31 protein-coding genes, 1 other RNA gene, 3 pseudogenes and 1 riboswitch are annotated in these 24,752 nt (G+C 43.9%); of the genes and pseudogenes, 12 read left to right on the top strand and 23 right to left on the bottom strand.

The window, feature by feature from the left end; translation table 11 throughout:
• Positions 1-28: 28 nt before the first annotated feature.
• Positions 29-140 (top strand): annotated as a pseudogene (locus tag ACXN9U_RS04605) (hypothetical protein); the annotation flags it as partial.
• Between the two features lie 15 nt (positions 141-155).
• The gene (gene cspD, locus ACXN9U_RS04600; protein ID WP_003153604.1) at positions 156-356 is read left to right on the top strand and encodes a cold-shock protein CspD; all 201 of its coding nucleotides are present in this window, start codon (positions 156-158) and stop codon (positions 354-356) included.
• 51 nt (positions 357-407) lie between these two features.
• Here cspD and ACXN9U_RS04595 read toward each other — a convergent pair whose 3' ends face one another.
• Positions 408-590, bottom strand: coding sequence for a hypothetical protein (locus ACXN9U_RS04595; protein ID WP_049628657.1), 183 nt, complete (start codon positions 588-590; stop codon positions 408-410).
• Between the two features lie 159 nt (positions 591-749).
• Here ACXN9U_RS04595 and ACXN9U_RS04590 point away from each other — a divergent pair, with 159 nt between their 5' ends.
• Positions 750-1,007, top strand: coding sequence for a DUF2564 family protein (locus tag ACXN9U_RS04590; protein WP_016936693.1), 258 nt, complete (start codon positions 750-752; stop codon positions 1,005-1,007).
• A gap of 26 nt (positions 1,008-1,033) precedes the next feature.
• Here ACXN9U_RS04590 and ACXN9U_RS04585 read toward each other — a convergent pair whose 3' ends face one another.
• Together ACXN9U_RS04585 and ACXN9U_RS04580 are read right to left on the bottom strand one after the other, a co-directional pair.
• Entirely contained in the window at positions 1,034-1,216 is a 183-nt protein-coding gene (locus ACXN9U_RS04585) for a zinc-finger domain-containing protein (protein ID WP_003153581.1), read from the bottom strand.
• A gap of 2 nt (positions 1,217-1,218) precedes the next feature.
• The gene (locus ACXN9U_RS04580) at positions 1,219-1,893 is read right to left on the bottom strand and encodes a ribonuclease H family protein (protein ID WP_060962493.1); all 675 of its coding nucleotides are present in this window, start codon (positions 1,891-1,893) and stop codon (positions 1,219-1,221) included.
• Positions 1,894-1,974: 81 nt separating this feature from the next.
• On the opposite strand from ACXN9U_RS04580, the gene ACXN9U_RS04575 reads away from it, so the two are divergent.
• Genes ACXN9U_RS04575 through sspL form a run of 3 tightly spaced genes read left to right on the top strand, consistent with a single transcriptional unit; the run spans position 1,975 to position 3,234 of the window.
• Positions 1,975-2,655, top strand: a complete 681-nt coding sequence (locus ACXN9U_RS04575) for a queuosine precursor transporter (protein ID WP_060962492.1) — start codon at positions 1,975-1,977, stop codon at positions 2,653-2,655.
• Positions 2,656-2,661: 6 nt separating this feature from the next.
• Positions 2,662-3,054, top strand: a complete 393-nt coding sequence (locus ACXN9U_RS04570; protein ID WP_029575232.1) for a reverse transcriptase-like protein — start codon at positions 2,662-2,664, stop codon at positions 3,052-3,054.
• Between the two features lie 51 nt (positions 3,055-3,105).
• Positions 3,106-3,234 (top strand): small, acid-soluble spore protein L, encoded by a 129-nt coding sequence (sspL, locus tag ACXN9U_RS04565; protein WP_003153575.1) that lies wholly within the window; start codon positions 3,106-3,108, stop codon positions 3,232-3,234.
• A 5-nt stretch (positions 3,235-3,239) separates the two neighbouring features.
• Here the strand turns inward: sspL and ACXN9U_RS04560 are convergent, their stop codons facing one another.
• The 7 genes from ACXN9U_RS04560 to ACXN9U_RS04530 form a co-directional block, all read right to left on the bottom strand.
• Positions 3,240-4,127 carry a 5'-3' exonuclease gene (locus tag ACXN9U_RS04560; protein WP_438420093.1) on the bottom strand — a complete coding sequence of 296 codons (888 nt, stop codon included), beginning with the start codon at positions 4,125-4,127 and terminating at the stop codon, positions 3,240-3,242.
• A gap of 96 nt (positions 4,128-4,223) precedes the next feature.
• Complete coding sequence (locus ACXN9U_RS04555; RefSeq protein WP_101605452.1) at positions 4,224-4,367, bottom strand: hypothetical protein; 144 nt, start codon at positions 4,365-4,367, stop codon at positions 4,224-4,226.
• Between the two features lie 76 nt (positions 4,368-4,443).
• Positions 4,444-4,701 (bottom strand): YpbS family protein, encoded by a 258-nt coding sequence (locus ACXN9U_RS04550; protein ID WP_489202225.1) that lies wholly within the window; start codon positions 4,699-4,701, stop codon positions 4,444-4,446.
• A 67-nt stretch (positions 4,702-4,768) separates the two neighbouring features.
• Positions 4,769-8,350, bottom strand: a complete 3,582-nt coding sequence (gene dynA / locus ACXN9U_RS04545; RefSeq protein WP_489202224.1) for a dynamin GTPase — start codon at positions 8,348-8,350, stop codon at positions 4,769-4,771.
• 182 nt (positions 8,351-8,532) lie between these two features.
• On the bottom strand, positions 8,533-8,628 hold the full coding sequence (fbpC, locus tag ACXN9U_RS04540; RefSeq protein WP_095241696.1) for a Fur-regulated basic protein FbpC: 96 nt from the start codon (positions 8,626-8,628) through the stop codon (positions 8,533-8,535).
• 71 nt (positions 8,629-8,699) lie between these two features.
• Entirely contained in the window at positions 8,700-9,206 is a 507-nt protein-coding gene (locus tag ACXN9U_RS04535; protein WP_045926127.1) for an isoprenylcysteine carboxyl methyltransferase family protein, read from the bottom strand.
• Positions 9,206-10,306, bottom strand: a complete 1,101-nt coding sequence (locus ACXN9U_RS04530; protein ID WP_489202223.1) for a type III polyketide synthase — start codon at positions 10,304-10,306, stop codon at positions 9,206-9,208. Before ACXN9U_RS04530 ends, ACXN9U_RS04535 begins: the two co-directional genes overlap by 1 nt.
• A gap of 166 nt (positions 10,307-10,472) precedes the next feature.
• On the opposite strand from ACXN9U_RS04530, the gene ACXN9U_RS04525 reads away from it, so the two are divergent.
• Positions 10,473-11,081, top strand: coding sequence for a GNAT family N-acetyltransferase (locus ACXN9U_RS04525; protein ID WP_489202222.1), 609 nt, complete (start codon positions 10,473-10,475; stop codon positions 11,079-11,081).
• 27 nt (positions 11,082-11,108) lie between these two features.
• Here the strand turns inward: ACXN9U_RS04525 and ACXN9U_RS04520 are convergent, their stop codons facing one another.
• Complete coding sequence (locus ACXN9U_RS04520; protein ID WP_489202221.1) at positions 11,109-11,417, bottom strand: MGMT family protein; 309 nt, start codon at positions 11,415-11,417, stop codon at positions 11,109-11,111.
• Between the two features lie 220 nt (positions 11,418-11,637).
• On the opposite strand from ACXN9U_RS04520, the gene ACXN9U_RS04515 reads away from it, so the two are divergent.
• From ACXN9U_RS04515 to ACXN9U_RS04505, 3 genes and pseudogenes are all read left to right on the top strand, one after another.
• Complete coding sequence (locus tag ACXN9U_RS04515; protein WP_438420098.1) at positions 11,638-11,901, top strand: transcriptional regulator; 264 nt, start codon at positions 11,638-11,640, stop codon at positions 11,899-11,901.
• Between the two features lie 140 nt (positions 11,902-12,041).
• Positions 12,042-12,308: a hypothetical protein gene (locus ACXN9U_RS04510; protein ID WP_489202220.1), complete on the top strand. Its 267-nt coding sequence runs from the start codon at positions 12,042-12,044 to the stop codon at positions 12,306-12,308.
• Positions 12,309-12,838: 530 nt separating this feature from the next.
• A pseudogene (locus tag ACXN9U_RS04505) lies at positions 12,839-13,422 on the top strand (DUF421 domain-containing protein).
• A gap of 122 nt (positions 13,423-13,544) precedes the next feature.
• On the opposite strand, the gene ACXN9U_RS04500 reads toward ACXN9U_RS04505, so the two are convergent.
• Positions 13,545-14,111, bottom strand: coding sequence for a cysteine hydrolase family protein (locus ACXN9U_RS04500; protein ID WP_489202219.1), 567 nt, complete (start codon positions 14,109-14,111; stop codon positions 13,545-13,547).
• A 369-nt stretch (positions 14,112-14,480) separates the two neighbouring features.
• On the opposite strand from ACXN9U_RS04500, the gene ACXN9U_RS04495 reads away from it, so the two are divergent.
• A complete protein-coding gene (locus ACXN9U_RS04495; RefSeq protein ID WP_159354295.1) occupies positions 14,481-14,756 on the top strand; it encodes a hypothetical protein in 276 nt (91 codons plus the stop codon).
• Positions 14,757-15,164: 408 nt separating this feature from the next.
• Here the strand turns inward: ACXN9U_RS04495 and pbuX are convergent, their stop codons facing one another.
• The 5 genes from pbuX to ACXN9U_RS04470 form a co-directional block, all read right to left on the bottom strand.
• Positions 15,165-16,469 (bottom strand): xanthine permease PbuX, encoded by a 1,305-nt coding sequence (gene pbuX, locus ACXN9U_RS04490; protein ID WP_438420102.1) that lies wholly within the window; start codon positions 16,467-16,469, stop codon positions 15,165-15,167.
• Entirely contained in the window at positions 16,466-17,050 is a 585-nt protein-coding gene (xpt, locus tag ACXN9U_RS04485) for a xanthine phosphoribosyltransferase (RefSeq protein ID WP_060964925.1), read from the bottom strand. The genes pbuX and xpt overlap by 4 nt, the downstream gene beginning before the upstream one ends.
• Before the next feature lie 98 nt (positions 17,051-17,148).
• A riboswitch (purine riboswitch) is annotated at positions 17,149-17,248 on the bottom strand.
• Between the two features lie 129 nt (positions 17,249-17,377).
• Positions 17,378-18,880, bottom strand: coding sequence for a carboxypeptidase M32 (locus ACXN9U_RS04480; protein WP_047475751.1), 1,503 nt, complete (start codon positions 18,878-18,880; stop codon positions 17,378-17,380).
• 119 nt (positions 18,881-18,999) lie between these two features.
• The gene (locus ACXN9U_RS04475; protein ID WP_489202218.1) at positions 19,000-20,919 is read right to left on the bottom strand and encodes an ATP-dependent DNA helicase; all 1,920 of its coding nucleotides are present in this window, start codon (positions 20,917-20,919) and stop codon (positions 19,000-19,002) included.
• 102 nt (positions 20,920-21,021) lie between these two features.
• Positions 21,022-21,213 carry a hypothetical protein gene (locus ACXN9U_RS04470; protein WP_060964923.1) on the bottom strand — a complete coding sequence of 64 codons (192 nt, stop codon included), beginning with the start codon at positions 21,211-21,213 and terminating at the stop codon, positions 21,022-21,024.
• 164 nt (positions 21,214-21,377) lie between these two features.
• Between ACXN9U_RS04470 and ACXN9U_RS04465 the strand changes: the two genes are divergently transcribed.
• Entirely contained in the window at positions 21,378-21,530 is a 153-nt protein-coding gene (locus tag ACXN9U_RS04465) for a YpzG family protein (RefSeq protein WP_003153548.1), read from the top strand.
• Between the two features lie 39 nt (positions 21,531-21,569).
• Here ACXN9U_RS04465 and ACXN9U_RS04460 read toward each other — a convergent pair whose 3' ends face one another.
• The 6 genes and pseudogenes from ACXN9U_RS04460 to ACXN9U_RS04435 form a co-directional block, all read right to left on the bottom strand.
• Positions 21,570-22,736: a THUMP domain-containing class I SAM-dependent RNA methyltransferase gene (locus ACXN9U_RS04460; RefSeq protein WP_489202481.1), complete on the bottom strand. Its 1,167-nt coding sequence runs from the start codon at positions 22,734-22,736 to the stop codon at positions 21,570-21,572.
• A 97-nt stretch (positions 22,737-22,833) separates the two neighbouring features.
• An RNA gene (gene rnpB, locus ACXN9U_RS04455) (RNase P RNA component class B) lies at positions 22,834-23,215 on the bottom strand.
• A gap of 55 nt (positions 23,216-23,270) precedes the next feature.
• A complete protein-coding gene (gpsB, locus tag ACXN9U_RS04450) occupies positions 23,271-23,570 on the bottom strand; it encodes a cell division regulator GpsB (protein WP_003153541.1) in 300 nt (99 codons plus the stop codon).
• Between the two features lie 79 nt (positions 23,571-23,649).
• Positions 23,650-24,198, bottom strand: coding sequence for an SLOG family protein (locus tag ACXN9U_RS04445; RefSeq protein ID WP_489202217.1), 549 nt, complete (start codon positions 24,196-24,198; stop codon positions 23,650-23,652).
• 88 nt (positions 24,199-24,286) lie between these two features.
• Positions 24,287-24,532, bottom strand: a complete 246-nt coding sequence (gene cotD, locus ACXN9U_RS04440) for a spore coat protein CotD (RefSeq protein WP_269774894.1) — start codon at positions 24,530-24,532, stop codon at positions 24,287-24,289.
• 83 nt (positions 24,533-24,615) lie between these two features.
• Positions 24,616-24,723 (bottom strand): annotated as a pseudogene (locus tag ACXN9U_RS04435) (hypothetical protein); the annotation flags it as partial.
• Positions 24,724-24,752: the final 29 nt, after the last annotated feature.

Here is a 24,752-nt window from a genome sequence, read left to right as displayed (position 1 = left end):
ATAAAGATAAAAAATAGGGATCGGCCGCTTGACGCCCGCTCCCATTTGGTGTATAGTTGAACCATCATTTAACAACGTTTACATACGTACGGTTGGATGATGACAAAATTTTTTTTAGCACGAAGGTGCTACAGTACTAGGAGGAATTAAGCAATATGCAAAACGGTAAAGTAAAATGGTTCAATAACGAAAAAGGATTCGGCTTCATCGAAGTTGAAGGCGGAGACGATGTATTTGTTCACTTCACTGCTATCGAAGGAGAAGGATACAAATCATTAGAAGAAGGACAAGAAGTTTCTTTTGAAATTGTCGAAGGTAATCGTGGACCTCAAGCTTCTAATGTTGTAAAACTCTAAACTCAATACATGTTGATCAGATGACAAATAGAGGAGAGGCGCATGCCTCTCCTATTTGATTGCCGTCTGAATCTCGATTGCTACAATATTCTGCTTGCACCGCTGCTCGATTTCTTCAATTTGTTTCTCCATTGACGGCATTCCTTTTTTCGCCATTTCCGCTAAACTTCCCAAATCACCGTATATTTCTTTAAATGTCTGCTGAAGGATTGTTTTTAAATCTTTATCATTCACGGCTGGTTTTTCCCTTCTCTCCCAAGATACCCTGAATAATAGTAAATAAGCCCTAATTATCAGGTTCAATAGTTATATCGGCTTATTTTCTATATTTTTTTCTATTTTCCATACATATTTCTAAAAAAAATCTCCAAACTATTTGCGGAGGTGTTTTTTATGGACTCTGAATTTTTTCCAAACGGACTGACGGATAAACGCCAGCTTGAATTAGCGGTGGAAACGGCCCAGAAAACAACAGGCGCGGCTACTCGGGGTCAAAATTCAACTTTGGTTGAATCTGCTTACCAGGCGATTCAGGATGCGAGAACGATGTCACAATCCAGTGAACTGCAGGCACTCGATCAAGATTTCCTGCAAAAGCAGCGAATGCTTCTGGACGATTGCCAGCACCAGCTCGATGAATTCAAAAAATAAAACCGCAAAAGCTGCGGTTTTATTTTTTATTGATTTGTCAGCACCTTGCCGTAGGCTTTCAGTTTCTCCCCCACTGTGCATTGATTAATGCAGAAAGAATGGGCGTGCGTTTTTCCGAACTCCTTGCGGAAATGCTTTTTAACAAAGCAGTCTTTGCAATATTCATCCTGAAGCTCTGTCAATTCTTTATAAATACTTTTTTTATCCAATATCAGTCATCTCCGTTACCTTCTAGTATAATGCGGCTTTCAATCTGCCGGTTATCCGAAAGAATTTTTCTGGCAAGGTCATCCGCTTCTTGATTTTCCTTTCGGTTTACGGCTTCATATGTCGGGGTCAGCTTTAAGGATTCGAGCAGCGCTTCAATTTTATCGAGCCAGTCGTTTTGCGTATCATCATAGCACGGCCAGCTGCCGTCAAGCTGATGCAAAACGACGAGGGAATCCCCTTTTATCGTGATTGAATTTCTGCTTGCGCCAAGTTCCTGCACTTCCTTAAGCGCTTCGTACAACGCGGCATATTCCGCCTCATTGTTCGTCTGAAGCGTTAAGCTTTTGTTTTTTCGTATGCGGTGGCGCTTGCCGCCGAGAGAATAATACACGACAATTCCGAGTCCGGCTAAGCCGCTTTTTTTGTCAAAGCCGCCGTCGAAATACACCGTAATGTCGTCAGGTTCGTGCGCAAGCTCTTCCGTAAGTTTTTCCAGCTCTTTTAGCGTCCAGCTTGCGCCTTTTTCATCCTCAAAATAAATGTCTTTTATATATGGAAAGCGGCTGACTTCTCTTGCAAGCATGCGCGCTTTCGGAACGGTCATCCAATCTTCAGAAAAAAACGCGACTGGGCCTGTTCCTTTTGCTTCTATTTCGATATACGGCTTAAGATTCATTGAAATCACCTTACCATTCATTAGTTGACGGGCGTGTGCTATAATCAAACCATTCTCAAATTGAAAGGAAGTCAGCAGGTTTTGTTTAATGATGTGTTATGGATTTTATTTGCGATCATTCATTTTATCATTGTTCTTTTGTTTTATAAAGGATTTGGCAAAACGGGCCTATTTGTATGGATCGGTTTCGCCACGGTGTGCGCCAACTTGCAGGTCGTCAAAACAGTTGAGCTGTTCGGTCTTACGGCGACACTCGGAAATATCATGTACGGCACCGTTTTCTTCGCAACGGATGTGCTGAACGAAAAATACGGTCCCCGGGAAGCGCGCAAAGCCGTCTGGCTCGGCTTTTCCACTTTGCTCGCTTTGACATGCGCCATGCAGGGGGCTCTTTTATATAAACCGGATGCGTCAGATATCGCGCAGCCTGCCCTTGAGACGATTTTCGGTTTTCTGCCGCGTGTTGCGCTCGGAAGCCTCTTGGCTTTTATTTTCAGCCAAACGATAGATGTTTATGTATATTCCGCCATTCGGCGAATCTTTCCTTCTGATCGGCTTCTCTGGCTCAGAAACAGCGGAAGCACGGCGCTCAGCCAGCTGCTGGATACATTTATTTTCACTGCCGTGGCCTTTATCGGTGTTTATTCTGCGGGAGTGTGGTTCAGCATTTTTATTTCAACTTATCTGATTAAATTTGCGGTATCACTCATTTCTGTCCCATATGCATATGCGGCAAAACGAATGACACCGAACGGAGAGTGACGGATGATGCCCGCTGAAATTTATGTAGACGGCGCAAGCGCCGGGAACCCGGGTCCGTCCGGTATCGGTATTTTTATTAAGCATGACGGGAAATCAGAATCTTTCTCAATTCCGATCGGCGACCATTCAAATCAGGAAGCTGAATTTCTCGCTTTAATTGAAGGAATGAAGCTGTGTGCCGCCCGCGGATATGATTCGGTGTCATTCCGGACGGATTCAGATATCGTGGAGCGGGCCGCTGAACTTGAAGCGGTTAAAAACAAGGCTTTCCAGCCGTTTGTGGATGAAATTGTCCGATTAAAGGCCGGGTTTCCATTGTTTTTTATTAAGTGGATTCCCGGCAGACAGAACCAAACAGCCGATCAGCTCGCAAAAAAAGCGGTTCGGCTGAATAAATAACCGGAATGAAATTGCGTCATACTGTTCATCCTACAAATGAGGTGAACAGCTATGAGAAAAGAAAATAAAGGCCGGCTGACCGGAGGCGTGAATCCTCAGGGAAATATGGAGGGAAATGCGCACAAAGACCCGAAATCAGCCCTTGAAAACAATGCAAAAAAAAGCAATACAAAACGCTAGAGGGATCAGCTGATCTCTCTGGCGTTCAGTTTTTCGAGCATCCTTTCAATTCCTTTTATTTGATGGCGTCTGAGCATTAAGGATGCTTCTTCCATCTTCAATGAAAAAATCGCTTCTTCAAGCGTACAGACTAACGGCACTTCGCAATGTATTTCAGCAAGCTGCCTTGACAGCTCCAATTCTTTTAAGCTTTGCTGAATTTTCGTTTGCTGGCCCTTCGGCAGTAAAGCGAGACTTTCTAATAACCGTTCTATGTTTTCGTATTCACGGATCAGCTTGTACGCCGTTTTTTCTCCGATTCCTTTAACGCCGGGATAGTTGTCGCTTGTATCTCCCATCAGCGCCTTTATGTCAATCAGCGCTTTTGGAGGAACTCCCATTTCTTCTCTGAATATCTCATCTGTATATACCTTATAATTGCCGATGCCCTTTTGCAGCAGGGCCACCTGAACTTGTTCATTCAGCAATTGAAGCAGATCCTTATCGCCCGTTACGATCGTAATTTCCGCTTCCCCGGAAAATAAGGCAGAGAGCGTACCGATACAGTCATCCGCTTCATAGCCTTTTATACCGATGTTTAAAAACCCAAGCTCACGCGCCGCTTCTTTCGCTAAATCAAATTGCGGAATGAGCTCAAGAGGCGGTTCGCTCCGGTTGGCCTTATAATCCTGAAACAAGTCATTGCGGTACGTTTTGCTTCCCATATCCCAGCAGCAGACGACATGTGTGGGCTGAAAAGTATCAACCGCCGTAATGAGATGCTTTAAAAATCCGTTGACTCCGTTTGTCGGAATTCCGTTTTCATTTATCATAAAATTGCGATGCACGGCCGTGGCGAAAAACGAACGGAATAAAAGCGCCATGCCGTCAACGAGCAGTAATTTGTTATTCATATATCGAAAACTCCTTTTTTATTCAATGCTCCTATTTTACCATAGGAAAGCCGTAAAAAAACAGCATCCTCCCGTTTGGAAGATGCTGCCGTCACGTTACTCGCCGTGTCTTTTATTGCTTGCCATCAGCTTTTCAGCTTCACGGCCGGCATAGGAATCAAATGTCTGTCCGAAGCCGTTTTTCTTTTTGGCATTGTTATTCTGCTGTGCATTTCTGTTTCCCAGCTTTGTTCTGCCCATTGTCATATCCCCCCTTAGAGAAGATACGGATAGTATGCGCAGCAAGCGCTGACGCCACACACGGCAGGTTCAACCATTACTGTCTGCTGACGAATTCTTTCACCATTTCTTCACTTACGAATCGCCTTTGCGGCACTATTCCCTTTTCAGCCAGCTGGTTCATTTTTGCGGTGATGCCGTTGATGGCATCTGTCGTGAACGGTTCATTCCGTCTGCATTTTACAATGGCTTCGTCAATCGCCTGTTCACGCTGATAGTCAAGCTGCACAAATGTTTTGACGTGCTGATGCTGTTTTGCGGAATGTGCTGAAATTGCTTTATGGACTTCTGACATAAAAGGTTTCATCTCGCTTTTTTCATTTTAGTCTACCACGACTGTTATCTACCCGCCAACCGGATTTTTAAATTTTCAGGATTTCATCTTTCTTTTTCCATGCTTTTCCGGCTTCGTAAAGGCGTTCAATTTCTCCGGCACCAGTATTTTCCTCAAGCCCCCGTATATAAGTGTCACGCTGCTCGCGGATCTGGGACAGGCTTTGAACCGCCATTTTTTCCTGAAGCCGGCGCACCTGCTCAGTATAGCGCGCTGAAAGGCTTTCTTTCTCCTGCTCAAGCCATCTTTCTGTCACTTTTTGCAGGCTGAGCCTGAGCCCCTCCACAAATGACGCTTTTCCGTTCTGTTCAAAAAACTGTTTCGGCGATTTCACTTCTTTTACGTGATGTGTGAATGCTGAGACATCAATGACCGGCGCGACCTCTTTCAGCTGAACGGCAAATTCGTTTTCAGCGCTGACATAAATGGAAAAATCCCCGTCTTCCATGAGCTTCTTCCGGCAGTTCTCCATCCACTCCTCAGTCATATGGCGCTCAATAAACCCGGTCATCCGGATATCGAGCGTCTTCAGCTCTTGAATGTATTCAAAACAGAATTCCTTCAGCGCCTCCTTCAGCGCCGCTGATAGATTTCGTTTCCAATCGCCATTTTGAAGGCTCGGATGGAAGGCGGTTTTCAGCATATCATTCGCATAAAACGACAGACGATGTTTAATGTGATAAAGCTGTTCTTCCGTATCTTTCATCACTTTTCGAATGATAACCTCAGACGTACGGCGCTTTGAAACATCAGCGAGTGCTTTTTCATAAGAAGATTCCAGTCGCTGTTTCTTTTTTTCTTTTTCTTCTGCCGACTGGTGAAGAGATTCATGAAGCTGTTCCACCATATCGCACAATTTGTCCGCCTCTGTTTGCAGCTGCGCGCAGCTGGCCCTCATTACATCTTCCTCAATAAAGTGTGCAAGTCCGGTTCTTACATCAGAGAACCCGTTATAGAAAGCTTTATTTTTCCCCGCAAGCTCTTCTTTACTTGAAACATGATATAATTTCGGCTGTTTAATTCCTTCTTTTGAGAGTTCAGAACGGACATAGTCTTTGACAGTTTCCAGCTCGCTTTCCGTTTTGGCAAGATCGGCAGCGTTAATGACAAAAAACATTTTATCCATGCCGAATGATTCTTTGACGAGGCCGAGTTTCTTCAGAAAAGACCTGTCTCCTTTTGAAAAAGAATGCTGATAGTACGTCATATAAAAGAACGCGTCAGCATCTTTTATATATTGAAAGGCAAGCTCTGTATGGCGCTTGTTTATACTGCTTGCTCCCGGCGTATCAACAATGGTAATCCCTTTTTGCGTGAGAGGCGAATCATAATACACGGTGACTTCCTTCACGCAGCAGGCCGTTTTTTCTTCAGCTGCGTACGGTTTTACATCTTCAATCGGAACCGTCAGTGTCAGCCTCTGACGGATCTGTTCTTCGTACGTATTAAACGCCTGAAGCATCGTTTGAATCACCGGCGTAAGATCATCAGGCACTTTTCCCTTTTTAATGGCATAATTCCATCTCTCGTTCAGTGACCGCCCTTTTATGTCAGCATCTTTCAGCTCTGTCAGCTGAAGCATTTCAGCGTCCAGCTCCTCTTCCGTTTTAAAAACGATTTCCGCAGATTTATGCGGTTTGCCGTCTTGCGGTTTCGTTATTTTGTTGATCGTGGCCGTTGTCGGCGTCGGTGATGAAGGAAGCACGTATTCCCCGACCAGCGCGTTGGCGAACGATGATTTCCCCGAGCTGAAACCTCCGAATAACGCCAATGTAAATTGACGGTTTTCAAGCCGCTCAATCCTGCTTCGAAAGGCTTCTGCCTGTTTTCCTAATAGGCTTGATGAGTCAAGAATCCCCGCCAGTTCATAGAACCGATCCACTTGCTCTTTTATAGAAAGTTCCTTCACCCCAATTTCCTCGGGCTGGTTTACTTCATGCAGTACAGTCTCTATTGGTTTCTTTTTTTGGACAGGCGCTTTCGCAAGGCGTTTTTTTTGCGTATACCAGTCGCTGCTTTCCGTATCATAGGCGGATTCTTCTTCCCACAAAGCGCGGACGCGGGCAGCTTTTTCTTCGGCATTGCGCTCTTCTTCTGCCGATTGCGCAAGTTCATCTCTTATTGCTCTTTCTTTCTCAAGCCGTTTTCTCAGGCTCTCTATAAGCGGTCCGTTTTTTGCCTGCACAAAAGCGGTCAGTTCCTCAATGAGCTCTGCTGTCTGCCTTTTCGCTTCTCTTCGGATCATGTCGGCGAGATCTTTCGAATAGGTTAATACGTATTCAGCTGAAAAGGCCGCTCCCTGCTTTAGGGCCTGTGCAATGATATCATCAGAAAGCGTTGTGCGGTACGCCTGTATTTTCTTGATCAGTTCATCAGATTCCGCTTCATAACGCTTGGCCGCTTTCGTAAATGTGTCGATAATATGCCAATCCGCTTCCCCTTCCGTTCTTTTTTTAATATCAGCAAAAAATTCAGCCTGCCTTCTCTCTTTTTCCGCTGCCGTTTTCGCTTTTGAAAAGAATAATCCTGTTTTGAACGAGGGCTGCTGTGATTCAATATAAGCAGATGCAAGCTCCCTCATCTCAAACGGTGTCAGATTAGCGTTTTGCAAGATGTTCTGCACGTCTTTTCTGATGTCTTTCTCTGCTGTTTCAGCCTGTTGAACGGCATTTTCAAGTTCAGCTTCGACAGAACGGACGAGTGTTTCCTGTTTCTCAAACCGCTCCCCGCTGCCGCTCTTAGCATCTTTTACGAGCATGTCTCTATGCTCCTTGACCACGTGTTCGACTTTTTTCTCCGTTAAGGACCATAGATTTGTTTTTGCCTGCCGTTTCAGCTGCTGCAGATGTTTTTTCAGCTTTTCAATGCCGTTTAACGGATGATCAGGCTCGGTGACAGATGTAAAGAAAAGCGATTCCTTCGGTATTCCGAGGCCTTCGAGCATCTCTTCCACCTGCCCGCGGTACTCTTCAAATTTCGTTTCGGTTTCATCATGCCTGTCAATTTGGTTGACGATCAAAAACAGATTCGGAACACGGTCCTTGACTGAGCTGAGAAATAGCATATTTTCTTCTGAATGAACATGATTATAATGAACGACGTAAAATAAAGCATCAGCCTGGTGAAGAATTGATGCGGCTGATAAAAAATGCGCTTCGTCGGTTGAATCAATCCCCGGTGTGTCAATGTAGGCCGCATGGGGCTCTGACTCCTCAAAGCCGGCATAGACTTCCACCGTCTCAATCTGCTCACCGTCTTTACAAAATTGCTGCACTTGTTCTTTATCGTAACTTCCTTCTATTTCTGCATAAGCCCCGTCAGTCGTATGAAGCACGACTTTATCCGCACCATGCCGAATGACAACGAGGTTGGCGCTCGTAGGAATCGGACTTGTCGGCAGTATGTCCTCATCGAGCAATGTGTTTAATAAAGAGGATTTTCCGGCCGAATAATGCCCGGTAAACGCGATATAAACCTCTTCATCAGCCGCTTTTTTCATAATGGCCGCGAGCTGATCGGCCCGTTTTTCATCATGGTGATCCAAAAATTGTGCGTATAAAGCGCCCGTTCTGCTGAACATCTCCCTGTTACGGCGTTCTTCTTCTGTCATGTGTCTTTACCCCTTTGTGTCTGTCGCATCAAATGACGTTTTCGTTTTTAGAAAGCTCTGAAAAAAACCTCTCCCCCATTTTACACAAGAATGGCTTACTTTTCTTCAGGAAACGCAAAAAAGCCGCCGATATCGGCAGCTGATAAAGAAAAAACACCCGCGGCAGGAAAAACCGCAGATGTTTAAGAGGACATTGATTTATTCGAAACTTTTTTCAAAACAAAACCAATTAAAACACTGTATGTACAAACGGCTGCTAGTAAAAATAACATGGTCATTTTCCGCACCACCTTGAATGAGAATCATTTTCATATTTACATCTTATCACGAGTGAGAATGATTTTCAATCCTATTTTGCGGTGTTTTCTTCTAAAGCCTTCTCTTCGGCGCGAATTCTTACAGTGAGCATGCATGCATTCAAGATTGAAAAGAGAAACAATGTCCAGTACGCTCCGTATAACAGCGGCAGCAAGATAAATTCTAAAATGACGACCGCATAGTTCGGGTGCTTCATCCACCTGTACGGCCCTTTTTTGACAAGCTCCGCATCCGGCACGACAAGAATTTTCGTATTCCAATATTGCCCTAATGATAAAAGCGCCCAATACCTGATCCCCTGCACAAAGAAAATGATACATATAATGGCGGCCCACCTTGGAGAAGGCGCTTTATGAAATGCCGCCACCTCGGCTGTAAGAGAGACAAAAAAGAGCACGTGCATCAGGACGAGAAAGGGATAATGCCCTTCTCCGTATTCGACGGCGCCTTGCTTTTTCACTTTCCGCTCATTGCGCCGGGCTACGATCATCTCCGCAATCCGCTGGACCGCAAGCAGCATGATAAACAGCCAAAACATTAAGATGCCCCCTTTTCCCAGCTGAACAGCAAAAGCTCAGACGAAAATCCCGGCCCGAGAGCGCCGATCAGCCCTTTTTCGTTTTCTTTCTGCATCCCGTGCAGCAGCTGCTCTTTTATGACATGAAAAATAGTTGCGGAAGACATATTCCCGTGTTTTTGCAGCACCTTCTGAGATGCAGCAAGCTGTCCGGTGTCCATTGAAAGACTCGTTAAATAGGCGTCAATGACCTTTTTCCCGCCGGGATGGGCAAGAAAGGTTTTAATGTCGTGAGACAGGATTCCCTGTTCTTGTAAAAATACATTAACATTGTCTTTCAGCCAATGCGAAACAAGGGTAGGAATGTCTCTTGAAAAAATGACTTGAAACCCGCTGTCGGTGAATTCCCAGCCCATCACATCTTCCGCATCGGGCATCATCACCGATTGAGTGGCGAATATCCGCGGAACGAGCGGCAGTTTGACGTCTTTTCGGTTCGCCTTCTCCCCTCCGATCAGCACGGCGGCAATTCCGTCCGCAAACAGGGAGGTTCCGATTAAGTTGCTTTTTGACTTGTCCTCCGGCTGAAATGTTAAGCTGCAAAGCTCAGCCGCGATGACAAGCACGTAAGCTTCGGGATAGGCGCGGCAGTATTCGTACGCCCTGGACAGGCCGGCCGCTCCGCCTGCGCATCCTAGTCCCCAGATCGGAATCCGTTTTGTTTTTGGAGAAAACGGAAGCTGATTCATCACTTTCGCTTCAATGCTCGGTGTCGAAAGCCCGGTGCTGGAAATAAAAAAGATCGCATCCACTTTTTCATATGGAATCGGGTTTGTTAAACATCGGGGGTTTGTCAAACAATCAACCGCCGCATCCACACTGTGCTTAACGGTTTCTTCCGTATACAGCCGGTTTTTTTCTGAAAAACCCCGTGCCGTTTTATACCATTCAATCGGCCGGACAAACTGTCTTGATTCAATTTCGCCGTTTTGAAAAGCTTTTAACAGCCGATCAATATCCTTAAATGAATTGGCAAACATCCCTCTCGCAAAATCCGCCGCCGTTTCTTGCGAGACATGATATTCCGGAATGCTGGTTCCGACCGATAACACATATGCCATGCCCATCACCTCTTCACATAAAGGTTTCCGCTTTTTTCCTGAATGTATGCATAAGTTTGAATCGAGGATTTCACTGACATGCCATTTTAATTTAAAATTGGCCCTTTTGAATGATAAGCCGTTCGACTATACTTGACCCATTCATGAAAAAAGGTTGTGATTGGGAATGCTGACACCTGTCATTCTTAAAGGGTCACTCGTTCAGTTAGAGCCGCTGGCGATTGATCAATCTCAGGCACTTTGCGAAGCAGCTTCAGAAAATAGGACGACTTATGCTTACACCCATGTTCCTGACGGCATCGAAGAAACAAAGCGTTATATTGAGCGTGCGCTTTCCGATTATGAAAAAGGAATTGCATTGCCTTTTGCAGTACGGACCCTTGAAACTGACCGAATCGTCGGAAGCACGAGGTTTATGGATGTGGAGGTATTTACGCGGCCGGCGGAGGCAGCTCCGGAATTGTGTGAGATCGGCAGCACATGGTATGCCTCTTCCGTACAGCGGACCGGTGTCAATACGGAGTGTAAACTTTTGATGCTGACCCATGCGTTTGACGTGTGGCAGGCTGTCAGGGTGACGCTGAAAACCGACGTTCGCAATCAGCGCTCACGGACTGCGATTTTGAGGATCGGTGCCCAATTTGAAGGCATCCGCCGCGCGCATGTTCGGGCTGTCGACGGCGGCCTCAGAGATACCGCCTACTACTCCATCCTCCGGGAGGAATGGCCTTATATCCGGCAAAACCTTTCTGATCGGGTCGGAGCATATAACTGAAAAACCTGCCGATATACGGCAGGTTTTTTACATATTCGGATCATAGACGTATAAATTGAGATCGATCCGTCTGTCTGACGTGACCTCTACCCCCTCAGCCTCAAGGGACAGCTTCTGTACAGAAAACAGCTCTTCATCTTTCAATCCGATTTCCCCCTTCGCATTGATGACCCTGTGCCAAGGAAGACGATGCTTTTTACTCATGGAGTGAAGAATCCTCACAACCTGCCTCGCTCCCCGCGGACTTCCCGCAAGACCGGCAATTTGCCCATACGTCATCACTTTTCCTTCAGGTATCTGTTTAATAATGGCTAACGCCCGCTCCGTAAATGTCATGCAACTCCTCATTTCGCAAGAGCAGATGATTTTTGAGAAATCAGCCGCTTCCTGATCTTATTTTTATAGATGATAATTGCTTCATCATCATACTTATTTCATCTCTGCGTTTAAATAGATTATCTGTTTGTTCACAAAAAATTAACAAAGATAGTCATGTACATATTTAACATAATATGTAATAATACAATTGTATTAAAAAAGAAAAGGAGTGTTTACAATGAAGATGAAAAAAGTTTTAGCAGGATCAGCCTTGTCACTCGCTTTACTCTGTTCTGCCGCCCCTGCTTTTGCCGCAGGTCCTGCTGATACACCTTCTGCAGATAGTAAAACGAAGGAAGTATCTGCTTTGGCGACGTTCATACTTAATGGTTCTGGCCCTGATTATCCTACTTCAATTTACCGGAATGGAATCACCTATTATTTAGACAACATCACCTTCCATGGTGCTGATGGGACTTGGACAGCCGTCTATAAAAGTTGACGGACAGAAAGCTTGGCTTAAATAACAAATAAATATAATCAGTATATTACCTTTTCGATGAAAGAATAATTGATTGCCAGTATTCTATTTTTCAACCAGATATTATTTTTTTCAATCCTATTTTAAAGGGAGTGTCAAAAGTGAAATTAAAAAAAGTATTGACAGGTTCTGCATTATCTGTAGCTCTACTTGTATCAGCGTCTCCTGCTTTTGCAACTGCTGCTCCGGCTGCCAGCACAACCAATGAAACAAAGGCGTTAAGAACATGTGTGGCAGATCAATTTGGTCCATGGTTTTCCCGAAATGAAGTTCCGAACATCTATTTTGACGGCGTTAATAACTGGTATCTAAAAGGAGTTTCTTCCTGGAACGGGGTCTGGTATGGGAATTATGAGCGCTGTTACTAATATATATGCGGGGGCTCTGCCCCTTCTTCCAGTTTCACTTTTCATTGCCTTTTATAAAAGATCAAACATATTAATATCCCTGTGCTATTTTCATTTTACCCGATGATAATTATTGGTTTTCCTTTTATCGAGGATTAATCCGGAATCTTCAATCATTTCTCGGGCGCTTGAGTTCCCCAGCTACTGTTAAGGATCACCCTATATCTTGATATATGCTGACGTGACCAAAGGATATGGAATGTTTTCTTCCCCCTTAGGCTGTTCAATTATCAAACCCTCTTTTGCTCGAGTTGAGCGCTGCCTTTTTTGTGTGTGCACCCTTTTTTCGTTCCCAACCATGTCGCTTTTCCCACACTCCCTTTTAAAAATTCCGGAAGAACCTCGTCTGCACAAGATAAGTTCCCCGATCAGGAAAACACCTAAAATGAATAAAATTAAATGTAAGGGTAATAATTCTTCGTGAGCAAGTACCCCATAAAACCTCTTACTTGCTCTTTTATTTTTGATAAAACACAATCCAGGGTGATAACATGAAATTTGCTTGGGAAGAATTAATTATAATTGCATTCGGAATGATTTTACTGAGAATTTCAGGGAGAAAATCCATTGCACAAATGACCATCGCACAGACAATGGTGATGATTTCAATCGGTACGATTATCGTTCATCCCATTTTAGAAACTAGTTTATTGAAAACATTAATCGCTGCGTCTATCCTTTTTAGTGCTTTGATTTTGATGGAATGGATTCAAGTAAAAGTAAACTGGATTGAATTTTTTTAACCGGAAAATCTAAATTCGTTATAGAAGACGGCCAACTTAATATAAAAAACTTAAAGAAGTTGAGACTGACAGCAGATCAACTTGAAATGCGTTTAAGGCTTCTTGGCATTTCAAATATAAACACAATTAAATATGCCACTTTAGAAGCTAATGGACAATTAGGCTACGAATTAAAAGATGACTGTAAGCCTTTAACCATCAAAGATCTTAAAAATGTGATCGATCCAAAATTCCTTAACAAAGAGCCTCAACCAGAAAAAGATGATCAAGCCAATATATTCGAGGAAATCAAAAGACACCAGACTCAGCACAAGCCAACAAAGCTTGAATGATTCGCATATACGAACAAAAAAAGCATCTGCTTCAGATGCTTTTTTCAATCGCTACTGCTAATAAAAACAAAGTGACGAACAATAAAAAAATGCCTCCTATTGGAGAAGCCGCCCGCCCATAATCAGTGAGTTTCAATAAAATCATTGATTAATTGATCAGTCGTTAATATTGTGGCAAATTCATCATGCAATGTAGCCAGAGATATATTGTGAATAGCTGCCGCATCATAATATGTACCATTTTGGTCTCTCATACCGAAGGCTGCTGTTGCATCTGAAATGAGGTAGGTATCAAATCCTAGGTTCCCGCTCATTCTTGCAGTTGTTGAAACACAGTGAGGCGTAGTCAAACCCGTTATTACGACAGTTGTTATACCATTTGATGTTAAGAATTCTTCCAGATTAGTACCAATAAAGCTGCTGTTTACTTTCTTCGTTATGATGACTTCTTCATCCATAGGCTTAACGATTTCCTTTATCGCAACTCCCTCACTTTTCGGATAAAATAAAGAACCGGGTTTATCAGAAATGTGTTGGATGTATATGACTGTCCATCCTTTTTCTCTCCATAATTTCAGTATTCTACTGATATTTTCTTCTGCCATTACGTTATTTCGTTCTCCCCATTTTTTATCATCGAAAGCTTTTTGTACATCCACAATGATTAAAGCTTTTTTCGTCTCTTCCAAAAGATAACCCCCCACATTGAAAATTCGTATTTATTATAACATTTTAAATAAAGATTTTACTTTTGTACAATTGGTTCAGTGTTAAATTTCATATCGCACCTTCCCCGTTGGAAAAGCATTGAAATATCTAAAGCAAGCACTCACTCAAACGCTGCAGATCACCAGAGGCCAGCAATATTCAACTCTTTTTCTCTATATAGTTATCAATATCCTGAAAAAAGTCCCAACATTGAATGAAAGAATTGCACCTATCGCCATCCACTCCCCTAACTAAATTCACACTCACAAAATATTAACAATAAACCCCTTGGTTATTTTTGTATTATGTGTAATAATACAAGTGTATTAAAAAATAAAGGAGTGTTTAAAATGAAATTGAAAAAAGTTTTAACTGGTTCTGCCTTGTCTCTCGCTTTACTCGTTTCTGCCGCCCCTGCTTTTGCATCTAGCCCTGGCAATACAAATAGCGACTCAACACAAACAAAATTTTCGACACAAGCCACCAAAGATTCTTTTACAATTGATTACCTTCACAGATGGGATATCCCAAATACAACTGTTAAGAATGGTGTTACGTATTACCTTAAGAAAGTAGAGATAATCGAAGGGTTCTATCGTGCAACTTTTGAAGGATGGATTAATTAAAAGAAGGGGCTTTCCCTTCTTCTTCTTTTGTAAGGATTCGGGCACAAGACATTCCCCTCAGTGCCCATCCTGCAGTTAAAATTTCAGGCATCAGGCATTTCATTGCATGGTCTAAACCGAGTTTCGTGTCATCACAGTCCGAAAATGGTATTCGTTTATGATATAACCCCTCCATTCTCCTTTTTTCTATTACATTTGGTCATATGTTCACTTACATACAGTTTCGGATAGTTTTCAGCGAAGTAAGGCGGAACCCGTATCGCTCAATTTGTTTCTTTTTCAACAATGATAATAATAAAATGAAAGAGGATGCCTCACAAAAAGTTCAGCAAACTTTCGGAAGCATCCTCGATCTCGGGATTTCATAAAGAAATGTTATTAAAATGTGATTTTAAAAAAAACGGATGACTAACCCTCTTGAACCCTTGTCACATCAAGGGTTTTTTTCGTTTTAGGAATCATATTATAAACAATATTCAAAAGGACGGCGGTAAAGCTGCCGGCGACGATTCCGTTTGTGGTCAAAAGATTTAAGTAAGACGGCAGGTGTTTAAACATATCGGGAACGACGGTTACGCCGAGTCCCAATCCGACTGAACACGCGACGATCAGAAGATTTTCCTGCTTTTTGAAGTCAATTTGGCTGAGCATTTTAATGCCGTAGGAAATGACCATGCCGAACATGGCCACCATCGCTCCGCCCAGTACCGAAGATGGGATGATGGTCGTGAAAGCTGCGATTTTCGGAAAAAGACCGAAAAGCATTAAAAGTGCGCCCGTAACGCCGATGACCGCATTTTTCTTAATTCCCGTCAGCTGCACGAGGCCGACGTTTTGGGAATAGGCCGTGTACGGAAATGCGTTGAAAATGCCGCTGATGAATACCGCAAGGCCTTCAGCGCGGTAGCCTTTTGCTAAATCACGTTCTGACAGGCGCCGGTTTGTCAGATCACCTAAAGCGAAATAGACGCCGGTTGATTCCACAAGGCTGACAATGGCAACGATGGACATCGTAATAATCGGTGCCGCATGAAATGTCGGCGTCCCAAAGTAAAACGGTTTAATCATTTGAATTGCGTCAGCGTTCGCCACATTGTCAAATTGCACTTTGCCCATAAAATAAGCGATGGCCGTCCCGATGACAATGCCGATTAAAATCGAAATGGATTTCATAAATCCTTTTGTAAACCGATAAAGCAGCACGATGATGACAAGCACCGTAAATCCGAGGGCAAGGTTAGCCGGATCACCGAAATCCTTGCTGCCCTCCCCGCCGGCAATATGATTCATTGCAACCGGCATCAAGGTCATCCCGATAATCGTGACGACAGATCCGGTTACAACGGGCGGAAAAAAGGCGACAAGCTTGCCGAAGAAAAAAGACAGCAGAATGACAAGCAGACCCGATGCCAAAATGCTTCCGTAAATGGCAGAAATCCCGTATTCCTTGCCGATGGAAATAATCGGCGCCACCGCGGTAAACGTACAGCCGAGCACAACGGGCAGGCCGATGCCGAAACATTTATTCCTCCATACTTGAAGCAGCGTAGCCGCCCCGCACATAAAAATGTCAATTGAAACGAGATATGTCAGCTGTTCTGCATTCAGTCCCAGCGCCGCTCCTACAATTAAGGGAACGACAACGGCGCCGGCATACATGGCAAGGACATGCTGGATACCGAGGGAAAGAGTTTTGGCATAGCTGTTTTTCATGAACGGACCTCCTGTACAAATGTCACTTTTCCGTCTTTAAGCGATTGAATTCTCGCCAGTGATTCGACACGGCATCCTTTTTTCACAAGCCCGTCTCTTCCCGGCTGAAACGACTTTTCAATGACAATGCCGATCCCGCAAACCGCTGCGCCCGCTTGTTTTACGATGGATAAAAGCCCTTCTGCCGCCTGTCCGTTCGCTAAAAAGTCGTCAATGATTAACACGCGGTCATCTTTAGAAAGATGACTGCCTGAGACGGCAATCTGACTTTCTGTTTTTTTCGTAAAAGAATAAACGGACGCCGTCAGCAGATCATCCGTTAACGTGAGAGACTTCCTTTTTCTCGCAAAAATGACGGGAACGCCGAGTTCAAGGCCGGCCATCACCGCAGGCGCAATGCCCGAAGATTCAATTGTGACGATTTTTGTGATACCGTCTTTTTCAAAACGGCGTGCAAATTCACGGCCGATCTGCTGCATAAGAACCGGATCAATTTGATGGTTTAAAAAAGAATCAACTTTCAGCACTTGGTCAGAAAGAACGATTCCGTCTTCTTCTATTTTTCGTTTTAATGCTTCCACAATGATTACCCCCGCTTATAGAAAATAAAAAAGCATTGCCCGCTCTCAATAAAAAGAGCAAGCAATGCCGAATGTCTACACGTAACGGCCGAATAAAAGCCGTTCCATTGCTCACTCATAGTCGGACATTTACGGTGACCGGTAGAAACTTGCGTGCCATATCCACGCGATTATATGAGTGTTCGTATGATATTAATCAAATTATAACAAGACCCGCTTATTTTGCATAGAGAAATTTTAATAATCACGAACTTTTTTCGAACAATTAATCTCTATTATTCGTCTTTTCGGTTTAGAAAAACACCCGGTATACACCGGGTGTTTCGTTTATAGAAATAAATTCGAATATTTGCCGACAAGATACTCAATGAGGTATTGAACGTTCAGCTCTTCTCCCGTTGCATCTTTAATAATGTCAAGCGGCAGTTTGCGTCTTCCGTGCTGATGAACCTTTTCTGTCAGCCATTGTTTGATCGGCTCAAAATCGCCCCGTTCGATTAATTGATCAAATTCAGGCAAATCGTCAAGCATGGTATTCTTCAGCTGAGCCGCATACATATATCCGAGCGCATAGGAAGGGAAATAACCGAAATCTCCGCCAGCCCAATGAACGTCCTGCAAAATACCTTTTGCATCAGACGGCGGCGTAATACCTAAATAATCATGATATTTTTGATTCCACAATGCAGGCAGTTCCTCCACTGACACTTCATTACTGAAAATCGCTTTTTCAATTTCATAACGGATAATAATGTGAAGCGGGTATGTCAGCTCATCCGCTTCAATTCGGATAAAGGACGGTTTCGCCTCGTTGACGGCGCGTACAAAATCCTCTCTTTTTACATCTTGAAATTGATCAGGCGAAGCCTCAATCATTTTTTCATAATATGCGGTCCAGAAATGTTGATTTCTGCCGATAAAATTTTCATAAAATAACGATTGGGATTCATGAATTCCCATGGATGCACCGTCAGATAAATTTGTCCCGCTCAGCGCTTCGTCAATATTCTGCTCGTAGATTGCATGCCCGCATTCATGAATCGTTCCGAAAATCGCGGTACGGAAATCGTTTTCGTCATATCTGGTCGTCACCCGCACATCGCCGCGGTTGATTGTCGTCATAAACGGATGCACCGTCTCATCCAGGCGGCCGCCGTCAAACTCATACCCGAGCTCTTTTAAGAAGTACAAGGAGAGATCTCTTTGTTTTTCTTTCGGAAACGTTTTTGTGATAAAGGCGGTGTCCGGTTTATTGCCGGATGCCGTCACTTTTTTGACTAAGGGAATGATCGCTTCCTTCAATTCAGAAAACAGCTGATCCAGCACCTTTACCGTAACACCCGGTTCGAAAATATCGAGCAATGCGTTGTACGGATGATCCTCATAGCCCCAATAAGATATAAACCGCTTATTAAAATCAATCAGCTTCTCAAGATAAGGAGCAAACATGGAGAAATCGGAGGCCGCCCTTGCTTCCTCCCAAGCCGTTTCAGCTTTTGATGTCAAAATGACATATTCTTTATACTCTTCTTCAGGAATTTTTTTATTATGGTCATAATCTTTTTTTGCCAGTTCCGCCGCTTTCACTGTATCTTCAGAGAGCTCCTTTGCATGCGCGAGAAGGATGTCAATCAGCTCTTTCATCCGGTCGGATGTCTGGATTTGAAAAACGTCAGCCGACAGCTGTCCGATGCTTTCCGCACGGTCATCGGAGCCTTTTTTCGGGGCTCCCGTTCTTGAGTCCCAATGCATAAGCGCAATGGCTTCTTCATAATGGGATACTCTTTTTAACAGATCAAAAAACTCTTTTTCATATGTATGTATATCCATATCGGTTCCCTCCCTTTTCACTATCAATTACAGGCTAATGGAACGCTGTGATAAAGTCAACTTGTTGGTTTTCCAGAATTTAAAAAAGCCGCAGGATAAAAATCCTGCAGCATTTGTTTTTATACGATTTTTGGTGTAACAGGCAAGACCTTTTTGATCTCGGACAAGACCCGTTCACTTTCTCCGCCCGCATAAATAGATATGGTTCCGCTGTCCTGATTGGAGCGGATCAGGCGGCCGATTCCCTGCCGGACTCTCAGCAGCATGTACGGCAGATCAACTTCCTCAAACGGATCTTTTTTCGCTCCGTTCCGCTTCGCGGTAAACACAGGATCATGAGGCGGATACGGCAATGCCCAAATGGTCACATTTCGAAGCGAGTCACCCGGAATGTCAAGACCTTCCCATAAGTGGACGGAACAAAGCACGGATTTTTCATCCCGCTGGAATTTTTCGACCAGATTACTGATCTCTTCGTCACCTTCGTAATATATCGGATACGGCAGCTCCCATGCGGCAGCCTGTTCTTTAAATTCCTTCATGTCTTCAAAGGAAGGGAAAAGAACGAGGGTTCGGCCTTCATTCTCCTTAATCGTATCAATCGTTCGGACTGTTTTCTGCTCAGACGTCATATCACCGTGAAGAGAAACTGACATTTGCTCCTCGTAATCGTACGGTGACTCAACAGTAAATGATAAAGAATCGCGGATTCCGAGACTGTGTGCAATATAATCAAATGAACCGCCCTCAGAAAGAGTGGCTGATGAGAAAATATAAGGGATCTTTTTAGAGAAGACCTTTTCTCCAAGCACTTCGGCTACAGTTCTCGGCATAACGACAAATGTTGAGTCCGTATCCTGCGTTTCAAGCCAGCTGATGGCGTCCTTTTGATACAGTGAAAGGGAATATGCCATTTGTTCGACGTATTCTTCTACGACTGACAGCTCGTACTTATCGATCGTATACATTTCCGATTCAAATACCAGCGCTTCGCCGATTTTATCGAGCAGACGGCACAGTTCATCAGCCGCACGCTTCACGCGCTGGTCGTTTTGGATGTCCAATCGGTGAGAACCGGCGATTTCCTTCGATTCCTCTGAAAGCACGTAGAAAAACTCATCGTTTGCAGCAAGGGAATCTTCAATCAGTTCGGCAAATTCTTCTCTGATGTCATTTTGAAGCAGGCGCTCTAAAAACAGCTCAAGCGTCGATTGCTTCACGCGATAGGTTAACGCTTTTTGCGCGGCGAATTCCAGAAGATGCCCTTCGTCAAACACGACGGCGCTGTGATCCGGCAAAAGCGGCAGCTGCCCTTCCCTCTTGCGTGATTCTTCCGTCCATACATGTTCCATGTAAAAATCATGGGAGCAAACGATCAGGTCCGTTGATTTTCTGTAATGATCTCTTGAAAGTGTTAAACCGCATCTATGTCTCATATCACATGTTAAACAATCCTGGAAGGAATCATAGCTTACGCTTGACCACTCTTCATTCGTCAGATCAGCGTACTGCTTGCGGTCTCCGTACGGATAAAAGCGCTGCATCGCTTGTGACTCGTGCACGAATGAAGGCAGCGACTCATAAAGGTCCAGCCACTTTTCATCATCAGAACGCTGCATCGTTTTTTCAAGCTTTTTCAGACACAGGTACTGCTCGTGGGATTTTGACAGCCGAGTATCAATCTGTAAATCCAAATGCTCTGTCAGCTTGGAAATGTCGCCTTCTTTTTTGACAAGCTGTTCAATTAACGTTTCATCGGCGCATGCAATAATCGCCGGTTTCCCCGTATATCTGGCATAGCTGATGGCAAACAGCAGATACACCAGCGTTTTCCCCGTACCGACTCCTGCCTCAGCGAACATGACCTTTTTTTCTTTAAATGCCCGTTCAAGCTGAAACGCCATAAATACCTGCTCATCCCGAAGGTCAAAGCCTTTTTCGGGAAGGATATCGTAAAACACGTCACCAATCCAATTGTTCAATTCTTCGTAAAAATTCTTTTCTTTTGTTAAAGCAAAAGGCAAACGTGATGTTGTCACCCAACTCCAACCCCTAACTATTCGGCATTCAGACCATCTATAATATCATTTAACCCTTCTCAATACAACAAAAAAACTTGGCCGCGCCAAGTTTTTTGATTTTCATTTCCGATTAAAGATATGCAAACATAAAAAGGGATGGTCTGTTGAATGTGTATGTTTTACTGCATTTTCAAGATCTTCCTGTGCGTGAGTCATGGCGGAAGGATCGAACTCCTCTCCAACTTCCTGCAGCTGGGAAGAAGTTGCGGCTAGCGCCTTTTGTATCTTACTGAAGTGCTCGCTGTTCAGCATAAAATAGATCACCTCTCAAATAGAAATAATCATCATTCTATGCCGATGCTTCACTTTCTATACATGCTTCCTGAATGATTGGCACATGACCTGCACAAACTACAACAGATATTCGATCGAATATCCATCTTCACAAATTTATTCTATCCGGGAGTGATGGTTACATGAGTTATAAAGATCGATTAGATCAGCATTCTGAATTGTTTCATCACAATTGGACGCGGCCGAAACGCTCTAAATCACAGGTGAACGGCCACACCGAAATGTCCCAGACCAACATTATTTTACGGAGCAATGCAAAAGCGCACCGCTGGTAATGGCAGAATAAATGTAAAGATGCCGGAGAAGACGCTGTTTCAGGCGTCTTCTCTTTGTTGCGGCTTTTTCCGCTGCGGCCGCACTTTAGCCCAGTACTGATAATAATCCGTTTTGATAAAACCGTTAAAGAGCTTGCGTTTTTTTGTCGCTTTTCTTCCGTAAACCTCTTCAAATTGTTCATTTGACGTTAACATGTAGATAGACCATGTATCAAGAGATTCAAATGCCCGGCCCATTTCTTTATACATCCGCTCGACTTCCCTTTTTTCGCCGAGCCGTTCGCCGTACGGAGGGTTTCCGACGATTACGCCGAATTCGAGTTTCGTCGTGAAGTCCTGCACCCGCATTTGCTTGCATTCAATCAGGTCTCCAAGCCCCGCTTCTTCAGCATTTTCTTTTGCGATGTTGACCATCCGATGATCCACATCACTTGCAAAAATCTGCAGCGGCTGATCATAATTCGCCTTTTCTTCTACTTCAAGACGTGCCTTGTCCCACACTTCTTTTCCGATCCATTCCCAGTCTTCTGAGACGAAATCACGATTAAAACCGGGCGCAATGTTTTGCCCGATTAAAGCGGCTTCAATCGCTATCGTGCCGGAACCGCAAAACGGATCGACGAACGGACGGTCAGGCGTCCAGTTCGTTAACAGAACTAAAGCAGCAGCGAGCGTTTCTTTTAACGGGGCTCCGCCCTGGTCAACCCTGTATCCCCGTTTATGAAGGCCTGTTCCCGATGAATCCAGCGTGATGACGGCTTTATCTTTTAAAAGCGAAATCTCCACTTTGTACTCGGGACCCGTTTCTTCAATCCATTCATTTTGGTTTCTTGATTGCAGTTTTAGCTTTTCCGCTATCGCCTTTTTGACGATCCGTTGGCAGTCAGGCACACTGGCAAGCACTGATTTCACGGACTTTCCGATAACGGGAAATTTTGCGTTTTCCGGAATGTATGCGCGCCAGTCAATCGCTTTTGTTTTTTCAAACAGCTCATCAAACGTTTTTGCCTGAAACTCGGCGACCTGTACTTTGATGCGGTCAGCCGTCCGCAGCCATAAGTTAGCGCGGCAGATCGCAAGCGCGTCCCCTTCAAAAATGACTTTTCCGTTGTCTACTTTGCATTCATACCCTAAATCACGCACTTCTTTGGCGACAATCGCTTCAATTCCCATCGGCGCCGTCGCGATTAGTGTGTACTTCTTCATCGTATCACCCTGTCTCTTTTCAGCTTTCGTTTCATTCAAGATAAAAGCTCCCCTTTAAAGGAGAGCTCTAATTTGTCATATCAATAAATGTTTAACGTTCTGTAAGCCATGTTTTGTTCCGTCGTACTGCAATCGGCTCATCACCTCGTACTCGGGCGGCAATCATCTATCTACAGAAAGTATTCTGTCCTTCTATCTGTTCAGTTCCTTCAAGAAGGTTCCCCTACCAAAATTTGGGTTTCTCGCTCGAGGGGTTTACCGCGTTCCACTCTCAACATTTCTGATGAGACTTCGTCACTGTGGCACTTTCAAGGATACTCAGCCATATCCGGAGACTTAGGCTTTTTTCCTGCCGTCAGCCTATCAAGGCTGCCCTAGCTTATTTCTTCGCTAGGCACGAACACTACGGGCATCTCAGCACCGTGCGAGCATGGACTTTCCTCTACAGATTCAAAGATCTGCAGCGATTACCCGAACGTTAAGAACACTTGTTCATTATAAAGCAACTTGTCTCATTTGACAAGTGCATCTGTCTTATTCGTCGTAAAGCTTGCTGCCGAATACATGTTTCTCAAGGTTGGACAGCCTTTTCAGAATGTCAAAGTTGGTCGTATTCGACTGCACCGGCTGTTTTTTGCTTGCTTCTTCAAGCTGTTTTTTCAGCTGCAGATTTTCCTGCTGAAGTTCTTCAATTTCTTGATGGAAGGTTTCATAATCCTTAATAATCATATCTAAAAATTTGTCAACGTCTTCTTGTCTGTAACCTCTAACGCCTGTTTTAAATTCTTTTTCCAAAATGTCTTTCGCAGAAAGCTTTACTTTATCAGCAAGCATCTTTTTCACCTCGTATCGTGAATCATCATGTTATATTTTATTCAGAAACACGTCCCGTTGTCAAATGTTCTCTGACATGTTATGTAAAGAAGTCTTCTTCTTCAACGGCAGCCCGGAGATCGTCCATCGTAATCGAATAAATCGGATAACCGTCTTTTTCACGGCGTTTTTCCGCCTGCTGCAGCATATATTTCGGCGATCCTTCCATTTCAGGATCATATAAAAGCAAAAGCGCATCTGACTTTTCAATAAAAAACGCGTTTTTCTGCCGGAATTGAAGCGGGCTTTCATATGGCCGATGCGTCAGGCTCTCCTCATAATCTGCCTGTGCAAGCACAGATTCATACATTTCTTTATTCGGTTCCTTCCACTTTTCTTCCTGCCCGTAGAACGGCGTGATTACAGCAACCTTTAATTCCGGATACTCTTCCCTGAGATCGTACGCCGTTTCTGCCGCCCATAGTTCCGTCCCCAGCTGTCCGGATATGAGAATCCATTCCAAGCTTTCGTCAAGAAAGCTTCTGAGTCTGGCTTCTATCGCCTTTTTTATATAAACAAGCGCCCGGTCATCATGTTTAAAGATACCGAGTTCAAACGGCTTGTACCCCGTTACGGCTAATACTTTCAATTGATCACCTGCTTTAAAAAATGGGGCTCCCATCGGGCCCCATTTTGATTTGCTGATATCCTTACCGACCATGCTTAAACGTTCAATACTAATGATCGCAGCAAGGGCTTCCGCACTGAAAATGCTGGTGAGTTGTCGGGTCAACATTTGAAAAAGTGTGCGGAAAGTAATGAACGTGCTCAAAGTTGTGGTGATTTACGTTAGTTGTATGTTGCGGATGAATATGCGGCACAACCGTGTTAGTAAAACAATGGTGTTCACAGCAATTAGTCGGATGAACAATCGGCGGCATTACGTTTGGTCTGCAGCAATGATGATGATGATGATGAAACATGCTAAATCCCCTCTCCATTAACTTTTATTACACTGTTAGGTTATGAAGATAAGCGGGTGCATGTTCTAATTCAATCACCCAATTTAGAAGTGCATCAGCAGACTGTCTTTAAAATTCGAAAATACAAACGCAATCAAAAAAACCACGACAAAGAACAAGTAAAAAACACCTTTATACATACCAACTCTCCCCTATAAATAACTAACGCTATTTTACAGGA

It is taken from the genome of Bacillus sp. BACIII, from assembly GCF_057836745.1.
Note: the sequence above shows the minus strand (reverse complement) of the source record. Positions and strands in the feature narration are given on the sequence as shown.